This window comes from Methylocystis sp. H62 (assembly GCF_015709515.1).
In the GTDB taxonomy this organism is placed as follows: Bacteria; Pseudomonadota; Alphaproteobacteria; order Rhizobiales; family Beijerinckiaceae; genus Methylocystis.
Window position 1 is genome coordinate 168,554 of record NZ_JADNQZ010000056.1, and the last position, 14,144, is coordinate 182,697.

At 62.5% G+C, this 14,144-nt stretch carries 14 protein-coding genes; 10 read left to right on the top strand and 4 right to left on the bottom strand.

The features are described from left to right. Window positions 1–22: 22 nt before the first annotated feature. The 3 genes from IYY11_RS14910 to IYY11_RS14920 all read right to left on the bottom strand — a co-directional run bounded on the left by IYY11_RS14910 (window position 23) and on the right by IYY11_RS14920 (window position 2,850). The gene (locus IYY11_RS14910; RefSeq protein ID WP_196404550.1) at window positions 23–1,201 is read right to left on the bottom strand and encodes a methanobactin export MATE transporter MbnM; all 1,179 of its coding nucleotides are present in this window, start codon (window positions 1,199–1,201) and stop codon (window positions 23–25) included. After that, window positions 1,198–2,274, bottom strand: coding sequence for an MbnP family copper-binding protein (locus IYY11_RS14915; RefSeq protein ID WP_196404551.1), 1,077 nt, complete (start codon window positions 2,272–2,274; stop codon window positions 1,198–1,200). The genes IYY11_RS14910 and IYY11_RS14915 overlap by 4 nt, the downstream gene beginning before the upstream one ends. Window positions 2,275–2,436: 162 nt before the next feature. Further along, entirely contained in the window at window positions 2,437–2,850 is a 414-nt protein-coding gene (locus IYY11_RS14920) for a DUF2946 family protein (RefSeq protein ID WP_210331372.1), read from the bottom strand. Window positions 2,851–3,730: 880 nt separating this feature from the next. Here IYY11_RS14920 and IYY11_RS23060 point away from each other — a divergent pair. From IYY11_RS23060 to IYY11_RS23070, 10 genes are all read left to right on the top strand, one after another. Continuing rightward, a complete protein-coding gene (locus tag IYY11_RS23060) occupies window positions 3,731–4,252 on the top strand; it encodes an RNA polymerase sigma factor (protein WP_246719999.1) in 522 nt (173 codons plus the stop codon). 220 nt (window positions 4,253–4,472) lie between these two features. After that, window positions 4,473–4,565 (top strand): methanobactin, encoded by a 93-nt coding sequence (mbnA, locus tag IYY11_RS23065; protein WP_246720001.1) that lies wholly within the window; start codon window positions 4,473–4,475, stop codon window positions 4,563–4,565. Window positions 4,566–4,643: 78 nt separating this feature from the next. Continuing rightward, on the top strand, window positions 4,644–5,471 hold the full coding sequence (gene mbnB / locus IYY11_RS14930) for a methanobactin biosynthesis protein MbnB (protein WP_196404552.1): 828 nt from the start codon (window positions 4,644–4,646) through the stop codon (window positions 5,469–5,471). Continuing rightward, window positions 5,449–6,030 carry a methanobactin biosynthesis protein MbnC gene (gene mbnC / locus IYY11_RS14935; protein ID WP_196404553.1) on the top strand — a complete coding sequence of 194 codons (582 nt, stop codon included), beginning with the start codon at window positions 5,449–5,451 and terminating at the stop codon, window positions 6,028–6,030. The genes mbnB and mbnC overlap by 23 nt, the downstream gene beginning before the upstream one ends. Then, window positions 6,027–7,325 carry a multi antimicrobial extrusion protein MatE gene (mbnM, locus tag IYY11_RS14940; protein ID WP_196404554.1) on the top strand — a complete coding sequence of 433 codons (1,299 nt, stop codon included), beginning with the start codon at window positions 6,027–6,029 and terminating at the stop codon, window positions 7,323–7,325. The genes mbnC and mbnM overlap by 4 nt, the downstream gene beginning before the upstream one ends. After that, the gene (gene mbnF / locus IYY11_RS14945) at window positions 7,322–8,968 is read left to right on the top strand and encodes a methanobactin biosynthesis FAD monooxygenase MbnF (RefSeq protein ID WP_196404555.1); all 1,647 of its coding nucleotides are present in this window, start codon (window positions 7,322–7,324) and stop codon (window positions 8,966–8,968) included. Before mbnM ends, mbnF begins: the two co-directional genes overlap by 4 nt. A 54-nt stretch (window positions 8,969–9,022) precedes the next feature. Further along, window positions 9,023–10,033 (top strand): sulfotransferase, encoded by a 1,011-nt coding sequence (locus IYY11_RS14950; protein ID WP_196404556.1) that lies wholly within the window; start codon window positions 9,023–9,025, stop codon window positions 10,031–10,033. Between the two features lie 131 nt (window positions 10,034–10,164). Continuing rightward, a complete protein-coding gene (gene moaA, locus IYY11_RS14955; RefSeq protein WP_196404557.1) occupies window positions 10,165–11,217 on the top strand; it encodes a GTP 3',8-cyclase MoaA in 1,053 nt (350 codons plus the stop codon). A 3-nt stretch (window positions 11,218–11,220) separates the two neighbouring features. Beyond that, window positions 11,221–12,096: an NAD(P)-dependent oxidoreductase gene (locus tag IYY11_RS14960; protein ID WP_196404644.1), complete on the top strand. Its 876-nt coding sequence runs from the start codon at window positions 11,221–11,223 to the stop codon at window positions 12,094–12,096. Window positions 12,097–12,375: 279 nt separating this feature from the next. Next, window positions 12,376–12,573, top strand: coding sequence for a hypothetical protein (locus tag IYY11_RS23070; protein WP_246720003.1), 198 nt, complete (start codon window positions 12,376–12,378; stop codon window positions 12,571–12,573). Window positions 12,574–12,781: 208 nt separating this feature from the next. On the opposite strand, the gene IYY11_RS14970 is transcribed toward IYY11_RS23070, so the two are convergent. Then, complete coding sequence (locus tag IYY11_RS14970; protein WP_312029733.1) at window positions 12,782–14,083, bottom strand: carbohydrate porin; 1,302 nt, start codon at window positions 14,081–14,083, stop codon at window positions 12,782–12,784. Window positions 14,084–14,144 lie beyond the last annotated feature (61 nt).

The following is a 14,144-nucleotide window of genomic DNA, read 5'->3' on the forward strand; positions in this document are numbered from 1 at the left end:
TCTTTCTATGAAGGAGTGAAACTCATTGAGCAGGCGCACGCGTTGATCCGCTCGCTGTCGACGCCGGTTTCCACGGGTCGGCGAAGCGGGGAGATGTCAGCAGGGAGTCGTCGGTCAGCGTTTTCAGAAAGGCGATCAGATCGCTCTTTTCCTGAGGCGACAGATCGATGGGCACGATCAGCGCGCTTTTGTTTGCGTTGTATCGACCGTCGCCCTTGAGAGGGCCGCTCGTGACATTGCGTCCGCCGGCCGCGTAAATGTCGATCACGTCGTTGAGCGTCGCGGCGCTGCCGTCGTGCATATACGGCGCGGTCACAGCGATATTGCGCAGGCTCGGCGCGCGAAACGCGCCCATCTCGGCGGGATTATGCGTGTTCTCGAAAACGCCGCGATTGGGTTCCGGATAGGCGCCTTTGCCATCGAGATCGTAGAGGCCGGTGTTGTGAAACGGCGTCTCGATCTCGCGCGTTTTGGCGTGATAGAACTGATCGTCGAAATTCACGCTGCCATGGCAGTGATGGCATTCCGCCTTCTCGCCGAAGAAGAGATCCTTGCCGCGCGTCTCTTCAGGAGAGAGCGTCGCCTTGCCTTCAAGATAGAGATCATATTTCGAGGACGCCGAGACGACGCCGCGCTCGAAGGCGGAGATCGCCTTGATGACGTTGCCGAAGCTGATTGGATCCGCCTCGCCGGGAAAGGCGGCCGCGAAGTCGCGGCGATATTCTGCGTCACTGTCGAAACGCGCGAGGATCTCTTTGCGGTTCTTGTCATTGACGCCCATCTCGATCGGCTCTTCGCCAAACAGCGGGCCTTCCATCTGCCTTTCGAGAGTCACCATCGCCGGATTCGCCCAGGTGAGCGTGGCGCGCCAGGCGGCGTTGGCGATGCTCGGCGAATTGCGCGGCGTATGCTGGCCCGTGGCGCCGACGGCGACCGGGCGGCCATCGGTGAACGCCAAGCGTTGCTCGTGGCACGAGGCGCAGCTCTCCTTGCCGTTTCCGGACAGACGCGGGTCGTAGAAGAGTTTGCGTCCGAGCTGAAAACGCGCCTCCGACATTGCGTTGTCAGCTGGAACCCGTGGCGGCGGCATGAACTCGGGCAAGGTCCAGCGCCACGCTTCCGCGCTCGGGACCGTGTCGCCTTGCGCGCCGCCCGCGATCAGAGTTGCGGCGAAGAGGAGGATGAGAGCGTCGCGCTTCATTTCGTGGCCTCCGCGCGGAAAATCTTCGTCGACGCGCCGGAGGACTGGCCGGCGTCATTGGCGTCGGGCGCAGTTTCCTTGAGCCGAAGCCCGAGATTTTCGAACATCGGCGTGCATTCGGGATCGGCCGGACCGCTCATGCAGCCGGTGGAGAACCCTTGGTCTTTGCCAAGATCGATGCCGGCGAAGAGCGACTTCAAATCGAGCACGACGCGCTGCCGCGCGGGGTCGAAGGACGCGAGTTTCACGGGAACGCGATTTGGATTGGCGCAGGAGGTGATTTCGCCTTTCGTCGCATCGCCGCGGCAGCCGGTCGAACCGAGATGCAGCATCCAGGTTGAGACCGTGATCGTGCCGTCCTCATTGACGCGCAGCGGCGCCGCCTTGGGCGCGTCGGCCATCGCCGGCGCGCCGCCGTCGGACTTGTCGCCGGACTTGTCGCCTTGCGCGCCGGCGCTATTCGCTGCGTCCGCCGGGCTTTTCGGCTTGGGCGGCGGACGGGTCACGCCGCCCTCGGGATCGACTTCGATCTTTATGAATTTGCGGCCAGCCTGCCAATTCCACGTCATCGACTGAAGATCGAGCGGCGCGGGCGCGGTGGCGAAATTCGAATGGTTGAGAATGACGTCCTTGCCGTCCTTATCCTGGACGACGCTGGGAACGCCAATGACGAAGCTGAACCCTTTGTAGCGGCCGCGCGGCGCCGATCCCTTGATCGTCACGTTGACGTCGGCGCTGCCGATGCATTTGCCGGTCTTGTTTTCGAAATCGAGCAAAGCGAGATTGGCGTATTGCCAGTCGTTCTGTTCCAGCTCGATAGGAATTTCATGGCCGGCGGCGTCGATCAGCGCCGGCGCGGCGATGTAGAACCTGGCGTCGCGGAGCTGCGCCGGCTGTCCGCCGGTTCCGAGCCCGGCGATGTCGCGGCCGCATTCGACCGGCTGATCGCCCGCCGCCAGCGCAAAACGTATCGCGACCTGCTGCCTCTCGCCGCCATCGACCTTGGCGGCCTGCGCGCCGCCAAAGGCCGCGAGACCGGCGACGACGGCCGTAAATCGAGTGAATGCGCCCATGGTTCCTCTCCTGTCGGTACGATTTTTGAGACGTTTCTTGGCTGCACGCGTTCGCGACGCGTGTCGGCGGCGGCCGTGTGAAAACACGCGCGGCGCATTAAAGACGCGATGGAATGGCGATGAGGGGTCGAGGACCCGGCAGCCGGCCGTTAACGCGCTCTCTTAGGAGAGAAGCGACGGGGGTGCGCGAGAAAGCCTATTTCGAGGCCACTGGGTGGTCGGGGGCGCGATATCGCGCTCTTCCGGCCAAAGAGGAGAAGTCTCAGACACCGGCGCCAGCACGAGAATGACGGCGGACAGGAGAACCTTTGCTCCGAGGTCGTCGTTTCGGTCGCTTAGGAAGCAAGCCATGCAGTGCATGTGCTGAACATGCGGGGCCTTGCCATCGCCATTGGCTTGGTCGGCGCAAAGCTCGTTCGCCATCGCTACGGGAGAGCTTAGGAACGCGCCGAAATCGCCGCCGTAGCGGCCGTGAGAAAAAACAAGACCCAAAGCTTGTTGAAACAGCAGACAAGCGACGGCGGCCGCCACAATCGGACGCATGAATCGCCGCATTTGTTTCTTGTCTTGCCGCATAAGGAATTTTGAGTGCACAAGGATTAACTTGTCAACGACAGTTATTGCCCAACTTTTGCAATATTTAGAACTGTTGCGCTGTAGCCACACTTGGTCTTTGCAATTTCGCTTTGTCTTTAAATTGACGCGCACGAAGAAGCCGAGCGCTCCGACATCCCTCCAAATGGCGGCGCGACCGCCGGCGCAGAGTCTCCGGCATAGAGTCTTTCGTCCGCATGAAGATCCTGTGGCGATTTGAGACCGCGCAGCGGGCTCGCCGACGGCTGCTGTTTGTCAACGCGTCATCGCCTTGTCGGACCCTGATCGTTCCGCCATGCGCGCGTCATATAAGGAGTTTCCATATTGCCGCGCGCGAGTTTCGCGCCTATGATCCGCGCCGCGTAGGCAATGGTTGGCGGCAATCCATGCTCGTTCGGCTCATTCTTTTCGTTGCGATCTTGCTGCAAGTCGCTGGCGTTTCGACTGTCGCCGCGCGTGCTCAATCTCATTCTTTGTCGTTCCGGGCCATCGTCTGCAAAAGCGATGCTGTTCCCGCCGCGCCTCACGCGCCGGGCGAACACGACGGCTCTTGCTCGGATTGTATCGCGTGCTGCAACGCTCAGCCGCAGATCTTATGCCTCTATGATCAGGTTGCGCGCCTGTCCTTTCCAACGGCGCGACCCAGCGTTCTCGCTTTTCCAATCCTTCCCGTTTCCCGAACGCGGTCGGCGACTCCGCCGGCGCGCGCCTCCCCCGTCTAAAGACACGGCCGTACATCCGCGCGTTCGGAAGCAATGACGTCCGCGGATTGAAACCACGCATCCCTGAAGGCCTTTGAGGGCGCTTGGGGTTGATGCGTTTTGGATAATCGGCGCGCTTGGAGACAAGCGGGGAGGCGCTGATGCAGAAGTCCCATGAAACGATCGACCGACTGTTTAGAAGCCATCATCGCGATCTGATAACGCGGGCGCGCCGCGTGATCGGCTCGGGAGACGCCGAAGACCTGGTCCAGGAAGCCTATCTCAAAATGCTGGAAAGCGACCGTGGCCAACTGATTTCGAATGCGCGCGGCTATGTGTCGAAGATGACGTGCACGCTCGCGATCGACAATCTTCGCAGGCAAAGAACGCATGCCAGAGCGCTGGCCGAAGACGGCGCATGGTTCCAATCGCCCGCTCGAGACACGCAAATCACAACGGCCCTCGACGCGTTCGGCCTGGCGCGGGACGTTCAAGCAGCCCTGGCGCGGCTGCCGCGATGCTGTCGTCAGATATTCCTGATGAGCCGAATTCTGGGTTTCAGCCATTCGGAGATCGCGCAGGAACTCAGCGTTTCCTTAAAAAGCGATCAATCGCAACCTCGGTCGCGCGCTCGAGCATTTCGGTCGCGCCTTCGAGATCTCGCCTTCGAGCGTCCCGATTGAGTCGCAGAGCGTTAAGCCGCAGGCCGCGTCAAGCGACGCCTTGGTCGAAGCTGCCGCGCCGCGACTTCGACATGCGCCAAACATCAAAATCTCGACGGCTCGAAAAAATTCTCGCCCCAAGCTGTCCGATTTTTGCGGCCTCGCTCGTCATACCATTCGGGTTCCGCGTTCTGCGGAACCCGTCTGGACATTCCAGACGAACCCAAAGAGGGAAGCCGTCATGACCATCCGTATCGCCAAGCGCATCACTCTCAATGTTCTCAGCCGCGCCGGCGCCGACTGCGGCGCGACCTGCTCCGCCACCAACGGCTAAGCACGATCGGCTTGCGCCGTTGGCCCCCCGGGCCGGCGGCGCGGTCGAGGTTCGGCGACAGGACGAAGGCGACATTCGATGCGGCTAGGCTTCAATTTCACGCTCGGCTCAACTTATGAGATGGTCCAGCGGCTAATCGCCGAAGGGCACATCGATTATTGCGAATTTCTTATCGACAATTTCTTCTGCGTCGATCCGGACGAAATGGCCCGGGCGTTCGATTGCCCCATCGGCTTACACGTCATGTATTCCAAGTTTCTCGAAGTCGATCGGCCGACGCTCGTCGATTTCGCCGCACGGCTTCGCGACTATATCGATGCGCTGAACCCGATTTACGTCTCGGACCATATTTTACATTTTTCTCACGAAGGGCGCGCGTTTTTTCACCTGGGCGAAATCGATTATTCCACGGAATATGAACTCGTGCGTGACAGGGTTCTGGAGTGGCAGGACCTTGTTGGGCGGCGCGTTCATTTTGAAAATTACCCGTCGATCATGGACGGCGGACTGGAAGCGCCAGCCTTTTTCGAGCGGCTGATGAAGGAAACCGGCGCGGGCGTGCTGTTCGACGCGTCCAACGCCGTTTGCGCCAATCGCAATTGCGGCACTCCGTTCGAAGCCTGGCGCAAGGTCATCGCCGCGGCCCAACATTTCCATGTCGCGGGCTATAGGCCGTCTTTGACCGAGCCCTTCATCTCACTCGACACCCACGCCGAGGCGCTGGCCCCGGACACGCTCGCCTTCCTTGAAAAATATCGATCGGTCTTCGACAAGCCTGGCGCGACGATGACCTATGAGCGCGACGACCGGATCGAATATGACGACGTCGTCGCCGATTTGAAGCTACTGCGAAACCTGTTCGGTGAACCGCAAGAAAGGCGTCATGATCTTGTTGTCTCTGCCTAGTCGAACTGATCGCGACCTTTATCCGGCGCTCATGTCGCCGGAGCTTTTCGCCAAATATCCCGCAGGCAATAGGGCTTTTGTGCGGATCGACACAAGCCTGCGCGTCTATTGGCACACGCTGTTCGATGTTTGCCCAGAACTGCTGGAGCTCTCCGGTCCTGACGGCATGTCGATCTTTCGCCCTTTCATGAACTGGGCGGGAGAAAAGAAGCTCGCCTTCGATTGGTTCTATTATTTGTGGGTCTATGTCTGGCTGCGCCAGTCGCCGTTCAAGGAACAGGTGCTCGCGGACCAAAAATATTTGAAGTCGCTCATGGGCGCTTGCGCCGCGCGCTGGGCGATCCTCGATCGGGGCAGAGATTGCGGGATCGGGATCGGATGCGCCGACACCACGGATATTGTCGTCGGTTGGAAATGCCACGACGTCCGTTTAGGACGGGAAATCGAGCTGATCGAGCCCGAGGAGCCGCTGCCGTCGCCTCCAGAGGTTTTCGGCTACTTCACGCTGCCGAGTTTTGAACTCGACATATTTCCGGGGTGGCAAGGCGTCACACGATGAACGGCGCGTCGCTGTGGCGCGGATACTGGCATCTGTTCGCCAGCGCTTCGGCGGCCGCCTTTATCATCCAGATCAATTTCGCCATGGTCGCGAGACTGGATGGGCGCGCGTCGGGCGCCTATGCGATTCTCATGCGCATAACCGTGCTCGATGTTGCGGTCACCATCGCTTCCGCCGCCGTCGCCGCCATCGCCCTCGGCCATGCGCAAAGGAAGGGAGAGGCGGCCGAGGCGATCGAAAAGACCTGCGCGCTGGCAGTCGCGCTTGGAGCAACGACGGCGATCTTCGGCTATTTCGCCTATCCGGTCTTGCTCAGCGCGCTGATGGGCGACGCCGCCGCGGCGCCCTTTGTCGGCGCGCCGATCTTTTGGTTCGTCGCGGGCGCGCCTTTCCGAGTTCTTGCGAACACTCAGGGCTTTCTGCTGCATGCGCTCGGACGCGGAAGCTCGGTGTTCGTATGGAGACTTGCGGAGATTCCCGTGAGAGTGGGCGCTAACGTCCTGTTCATGAATGTACTCGAGTTCGGGTTCGCCGGCTGCTTTTTCGCGGGCTTTATCGTCACGGCGGGCTCGTCAATTTGGCTGTGGAGTCGGCTGGCGCCGCATGGCGCGCGCAGATTGCGCATTCCCGAAGCCGCATTTGCGCGTTCCTTTATGAGCGGAACGTTCTGGGAAGCGCTGCGGGTTCTGTCGCCGCAAGCGGCGATGCTCTTTTCGCTGACGCTTTTTTCTCTGCCTTGGCAGAGCGGCGACGGCCAGCGTCTCGACTCATATGCCGCCGGTCAAACCTTCATGCTGTTCATTCTTGGTCCGCTGATCACGCTGACGCGCTTTCTCGCCATTCGCCTGCCGTCGAGATCTCACGAAGAGTGGATGACGACGCTCGCGCCGATGATCCGGGTCGGCGCGCCGCTCGCGCTGACGGCCGCGATTCTGCTCATGTTCGGTCGCGACTGGATCGGCGCGACGTTTTACCGCCAGCATGGCGATTGGTGGTCCGTCTTCGTCGCCGCTTTGGCGCTCTCGCTGCCGATCCGATTCGTCGGCGGCGTCGTCCGCGGCCTGGCGCTGGCGCGACGCGCCTTCGCCAAAGTCACCTTTGCTGACGCGCTTGCGCAATGGGTCGTCTCGCCTCTGTTTATTTTGCTTGGTCTCTCGGCGAACCGTCCTGAGATCGCCTATCAATCCTTGATCTGGTCTGAAGTCGTCGGCGTTTTCCTGATCTGGCGCAGCCTTCGATCGGCGTCCGAAGCGCAGGTTGGCGTCTCACTGCCTTGCAAAGGACATGTCCAATGAGCGTGGAGCGCGTTCCTGTTCTCATCGTCGGCGCCGGCTATGCCGGTCTGTCGGCGGCCACTCTGCTTGCATGGCGTGGCGTTCCCTGCATCCTCGTGGAGCGGCGCGCGTCGACGTCGCGCCTGCCGAAAGCGCATGGCGTCAACAGGCGCACCATGGAGCTTTTGCGCGTCGTCGAAGGCTTGGAGGATGCGCTGTTTGCGTCAAGCCGCGCCGGCGCCAATGAATCAACGCTCGTCATCGCCGAGACCGTGACGAGTCCGCCGATCGAAACGCTTATCACCAAGAATTCGCTCGACGCGACGCGCATCTCGCCCAGCAAAGTATGCACCGCGGGCCAGGATCGAGTCGAACCCGTGTTGCTGCGCTTCGCCCGCGAGAAAGGCGCCGACGTTCGATTTTCGACGGCGCTGGCGCGCTTCTCGCAGCGGGACGACGGCGTGGAAGCGATCTTGCGCGACGAAGCGTCGGGACAAGAGACGACGGTTGTCGCCGACTACATGATCGCCGCCGACGGCGCCGGCGGAACGATCCGCCACGCCGGCGGGGTGAAGATGGATGGGCCGGGATTTATCGCGGATGCGATGGCGGTGCTGTTCGAGGCTGATCTCAGCGCGATCCTGCCAACCGATGGATTCATGCTCTACTACTTGCGCAACGCGGCGTTCAGCGGCGCCTTCGTCACCTGCGACGAGCCCAACCACGCCCTGATCAATGTTGATTATGATTCCTCCCGCGAAGGGGAGTCAGATTTCGATGAAGAGCGATGCAAAGACTTCGTTCGCCGATTTCTCGGCGTCCGCGACCTTGCGGTGAAAATTCTCGACGTTCGTCCCTGGCAAATGGCCGCTCTTCTCGCCGATCGCATGTCCTTCGGCCGCGTGTTTCTTGCCGGCGACTGCGCGCATATCGTGCCGCCGGTCGGCGGCTTGGGCGGACAGACCGCGATACAGGACTCGGCCGACCTGGCGTGGAAACTGGCGCTTGTCGTCAAGGGCCAGGCCGCGACTTCACTACTCGACAGCTATAGCGTCGAGCGCAGGCCGGTGGCCCGGATCGCGATCGGGCGAGCCCTCGCCAATTACGTCGAACGCATGCTCCCCGATCGTCAGGACTTGCGCATCCGGGAAGATGAATACGGCCTTGTCGAAACCGCGATCGGCTATCGGTATCGCTCGGACGTGATCGTCGCCGATGAGGCCGACGACGGCGCGCCGGTCGAAGATCCTCTTCGTCCAAGCGGCGCGCCGGGTACGCGCCTCGCGCATGTCTGGCTGCGGCGGGGCGAGGAGACGATCTCCTCTCACGATCTGATCGGACGCGACTTCATGCTCTTCGCCGGACCGAACGGCGGCGACTGGATCGAGGCGGCGCAGCGTGTCGGCCTCCGTTCGGGAACGCCGCTTAGCGTCTGCCGCTTGGGATTTGACGTCGACGATCCCGAAGGGTTGTTTCTGCCGCGTCTCGGCGTTTCGCCTGAAGGCGCGCTGCTCGTGCGGCCCGACGGGTTCATCTGCTGGCGTTCGCGAGGCCGAAGCTCCGACGCTCTCGCGACGCTCGATGCGAGTTTTGCGCGCGTGCGCGGTTTCGATACGCGCCAATCCAGCGACAGTCTCAAGGCTACGCTCGTCGACGCAAGCTAGGCGCAACCGCCTCATCCTGCTCCAAGAAACGTCATCGCAAAGGAGAGTGGTCGAATGTCCATCCTTTCGCCGGAACTCCACGCGCCGTCCCGGTTGGAGCCCCTCCTGGCGGTCGATCCGAAACGACTCGAAACGATCCAGACGCCCTACCAGGACTTCAACCGGCTATCGCGCGCCAGCGGGATTTTGGAATCCCTACCCCTTCGGGCGAAGCGTCAATTCCGCTCCTACTATTTTTTCAATCCGCCAAAATGGCGGGTGTGGGCGCGGACCCTCGGCTCCAGCCAACGCATGGAGCCGTCCTTCGCATCGATCGGCGCGGTGCGCTCCGGCACGTCTTTTCTCTCCTCCTATATTCTTCAGCATCCGCATGTCGTCCTGCCCCTGTCGAAGGAAATTTCCTTCACGGATACGATGCGCGAGCTGATGGCGTATTTTCCGACGCTCGCGGCGCAAAGGGCGGCGGAGCGGCGCAACGGCGGCGCCGTCACTGGCTATTGCACGCCGGTGATGCCCAATCCCCGTTGGATATTTCTGGCGAAGTCGATGTTTCCGAATCTGCGCATCATCTGCGTTCTGCGCGATCCGGTTGAGCGCACGTTTTCGCATTGGCGGTGGGATCAGAAGCGCTTCCAAAGCCGAAGGGCGAAGGATCCGCACTGGAAGGGTTTTCCAGATTTTGAAACCTTCATGAGAGTGGAAAAAGAAGCGATACGTGCTGGCGGGATGGAGCCGCATGCGTTCTCGGGCGCGCACGCCGGCTATTTGCGCCATAGCATCTACGCCCCCTTCATGCGTCTGCTCTTCGAGCAATTCGGCAGAGACCGCGTTTTCGTCGTCGATGCGGCAAAGTTTTTCGAAGACCCCCAATCGACCGCGAAGCGGATTTTCGCCTTCCTTGGCCTGCCTGAGGTCGAGCCGCTGGTGATCGAGGAGCGCAATCCCGGGCCTTCCGGCGAGCTCGACGACGGCGCTCGGGAAAATTTGGCCGAGTTCTTCCGGCCCTACAATGAAGAGCTCTATGCTCTGCTTGATAAGGATTTCGGCTGGGGCGCCGCCCGATAAGAGGCCGCATTCCGCGGCAAACCTCTCCTTGCTCCTGGTCCCGCCCCTCGGCGACCCGACGGGTGGGCTTCACGCGACCGCGTTCCGGCAATATATGGAGGACGCCGAATTTCCGCCGGTTCGAGGTAAGGATGAACGCCCACGCCAGAGGGCCTGCAATTGCGACGCCCGCGGTCGCCGCGCCGGCGCCGCTCGTCGACCCCTTCGGGCGGACGATCTCCTATCTGCGCGTCTCCGTCACCGATCGATGCGATTTCCGCTGCGTCTACTGCATGTCGGAACATATGCAATTCCTGCCGCGACGCGATCTGCTGACGCTCGAGGAGCTCGACAGGCTGTGCTCGGCCTTTGTCGCGCGCGGCGCCAAGAGGCTGCGCATCACCGGCGGCGAGCCGCTGGTGCGCCACGACGTGATGAAGCTGTTTCGCGCGCTGTCGCGCCACCTTGTCTCGGGCGCGCTGGAGGAGCTGACGCTCACCACCAATGGTTCGCAGCTTGCCCGTTTCGCCGCCGAACTCGCCGATTGCGGCGTGCGGCGGGTCAATGTCTCGCTCGATACGCTCGACCCCGATCGTTTCAAGGCGCTGACCCGCACCGGCGCGCATGCGCAGGTTCTGGCGGGAATCGCCGCCGCCCGCGCCGCCGGCCTCAAGGTGAAGCTCAACGCGGTGGCGCTGAAAGGCGTGAACGAAGACGAATTCGTCTCGCTCGTGCGCTTCGCCCACGAAAACGGGATGGACATGACCTTCATCGAAGTGATGCCGCTCGGCGAACTCGACGGGCCGGAACGCGCCGACCAATATCTGCCGATGCAGGAGGTGCGCGATCGGCTGAGCGAATCCTTTACCCTCGATGAGATCGACTATCGCACCGGCGGACCGGCGCGTTACATGCGGTCGCGCGAAACCGGCGGGCGCATCGGCTTCATCACGCCGCTCACCCATAATTTCTGCGAGAGCTGCAATCGCGTCCGCGTCACCTGCACCGGGACGCTGTATATGTGCCTCGGCCAGGAAGACGCGGCCGACCTTCGCGCGCCGCTGCGCGAAAGCGCCGACGACGCGCTGCTGCATCAGGCGATCGAGGCCGCGATCCTGCGCAAGCCCAAGGGCCATGATTTCATTATCGACCGAACCGCGCCGGCGCCCGCCGTCTCGCGTCATATGAGCATGACGGGGGGCTGAGTGATGGAGCCCATGTCCGTCGCTTTCATTGGCCTTGGGGTCATGGGTTATCCCATGGCCGGCCATCTTCATCGCGCCGGCCATAAGGTGCGGGTCTACAACCGCACCGCCGCCAAGGCCGAGCAGTTCGTGGCCGAGCTCCCCGGCGCCGAAGGATTCTCGACGCCGGCCGAAACGGCGAATGGCGCCGAATTCGTCTTTTCCTGCGTCGGCAATGACGACGATCTGCGCGCGGTCACGATCGGCGACGGCGGCGCCTTCGCCGGCATGTCGGCGGGCGCAATCTTCGTCGACCATACGACAGCCTCGGCGGAGGTCGCGCGGGAGCTCCACGCCGCAGCGGCCGAGCGCGGGTTTGGCTTCATCGATGCGCCGATCTCCGGCGGGCAGGCCGGGGCGCAAAAGGGCGCGCTGACCGTCATGTGCGGCGGCGATCCCTCGAGCTTCGCCAAGGCGGAGCCCGTGATCGCCTGCTACGCGCGGGCCTGCCGGCTGATGGGGCCGCCCGGCGCCGGGCAGCTCACCAAGATGGTCAACCAGATCGCCATCGCCGGCCTGATCCAGAGTCTCGCGGAGGCGCTGCATTTCGCCAAGACGGCGGGCCTCGAGCCCGAGAACGTCGTCGATCTCCTAAAGAACGGCGCGGCGCAATCGTGGCAGATGGAAAATCGCACGAAAACAATGGCGGCGAGTGAGTTCGACTTCGGCTTCGCCGTCGAATGGATGCGCAAGGACCTCGCGATCTGCCTTGGCGAGGCGAGGCGCAACGGCGCCCGACTGCCTGTCGCGGCGCTCGTCGACCAATTCTACGCCGAGGTGGAGAAGATGGGCGGGCGGCGCTGGGACACGTCGAGCCTCATCGCCCGCCTTGAGCGATAGGGGCCGATTAAGGCTAAATCTTAAAATTTAGTTGACTGCGGCGGAACCATTACCGGGGCCGCTGCGTTTCTCCCCCGCAAAAGAGGAAGCGTCCAGGTTCGCATCGTTCGAGTAGCGATCTGGGGAAGAATTCCCGACCACCCTGTGGGAGCCCTATTAATGCCCGTTTCGCGCGAAAGCCCTTTCGCAAGCCGCACGTCCCGGATCGTCCTCGGATTCACAGTCGCCATCTGCGCGGTTGCTGCTGTCGCAGCTGCGCCCTCAGCGTCTGATCCGAAGATGCAGTCCGCAGCCACTGGCGTCCAAGCCGCCGTGAGCCTTAGTGACGTCGGCATGCGTCCGCTTGCGCACGGACCGGCAATCCGAGTGGGGCGCGCTTACGGCGCCGAGGATGAAGATTGCACGCTCGTCATCACGCCGAAGGCTGACGAGCGGGGTCGCGTCCGTTACATGCGTAGCGTCTCCTGCGCCAATTGACGCCGAGAGTCGCGCACCCGGATTAGGCCAGGGGCTGGCCTGAGGCGAGGATCGTTCGGAAACGGACGTCTTCGCCTTTTTCTTTTGAGCCGTCGTTTCCCTGAATCACGCTGCGTTGGCGGAATCGCCAAAATTCAAATAGCGTGATTGATTCCAATAGATTAAAGCGCGCTCGACGCGACCGGATTCCGCTTTTTCGCAGCGCGCTCTAGAATATCGTCTGCAGACGCAGGCCGAGATAGCTCGCCCGCGCCCGCAGCGGATTCCACGGATCGATGATCTGGACGTCGCCCGAGAGCCGCAGCCATCGGGTCACGGCGAAATTATAGAAGGCCTCGACGCCGCCTTCGCTGCGACGATTGATCCGCCGCGCCGCCAGTCCGGAGAGGAGCGGCTGGGTCAGCCCGTAATGGTAATAGCCGACGCCCCAGCGATCGTCCTCGCGGCCCGTCATCAGATTGTAGCCGGCGAGACCGACGAGCATGCTCCATCTGACCGGATTGGGATTGCCGTCCGACAATGTCGCAAGCGTGAACAGGCCCCAGCCGAGTTTGGGGTCCGTGGCGCTCTGCACGAAATATTGCTGGACGGCGTAGGAGGCGAACCAGAAGCCCTTTTTGGTCAAGCCGCGGAGCCGGGCGATCGACGCCCGGGTTTCGCCGATGTCGTCGAGGTCGAAACCGCGCGCATTGCTGTAGGCGAAGCGCAGCGTATGGAATCCCTTGAGGCCGCCGATTTCGATGGGGACGGTGGCCATCAGACCGGCGCCGACGCCGCGCTCGAACGGCCGCGTGATGACCCGCGCCTGCTGAGCGTTGCGCGGATCGGCGACCATGACCCTGAGGTCGAAATATTTCGTCTTGAGCGCGGCGACGCCGCCCAACAGATAGGGCGGCGCGATAATCAGGCGGTCGGCGACGCTTTCCGGCGAGCTGACGCCGATGCCGGTCGAGGGCAGCGCGAAGGCGCGGTTCATGAAAGTGTCGATGCCGCCGCCGCCGACCAGCGGCGTCTGTGCGGCGAGCGTCAGCATGTTGAACTTGCCGACCGTCACCGAAAGTTCTTCGCTGAGCTCCTGCGTCAGCGTCATCGACAGCGCCGAGTGATAGCCGTCGCGCTCGATGAACGCCTGGGCGACGTTGACCGGCAGCAGCGCGAGATCCTGGCGGTTCACGTTACGGCCGAAGTAATGCTCATATTGCGCGTTGAATTTCAGCCCCTTCCAGAAGCCGAGCTTTTCGCCGTCGACGCGCAGGAACATGTCCATCTTGCCGCCGTAGCGCGCCGTCCGGTCGATCGCGCCCGCGGGAATGCCCTGGAAGAACTGGGTGACCCAGACGTTGACGTCGACGCCGAGGCGGCGCAGCTCATCCTTGGGGCCGCCCGGCGTATCGGTCAGCGATTTCTGCTTGGCGAGCGAGACGAGACTGTCTTCGGCGAGAGCTGGCGCGCCCATCGTCGCGACGAGGGCTGCGAGGCTGGCGCCGGCCGCCGCGATGAGGCTGCGCACTCGCGCGCGTCGCCTTTTCGGGGAGGCCGGCCCGCTCCAGTTCCTCCGCCGCCACATCTCT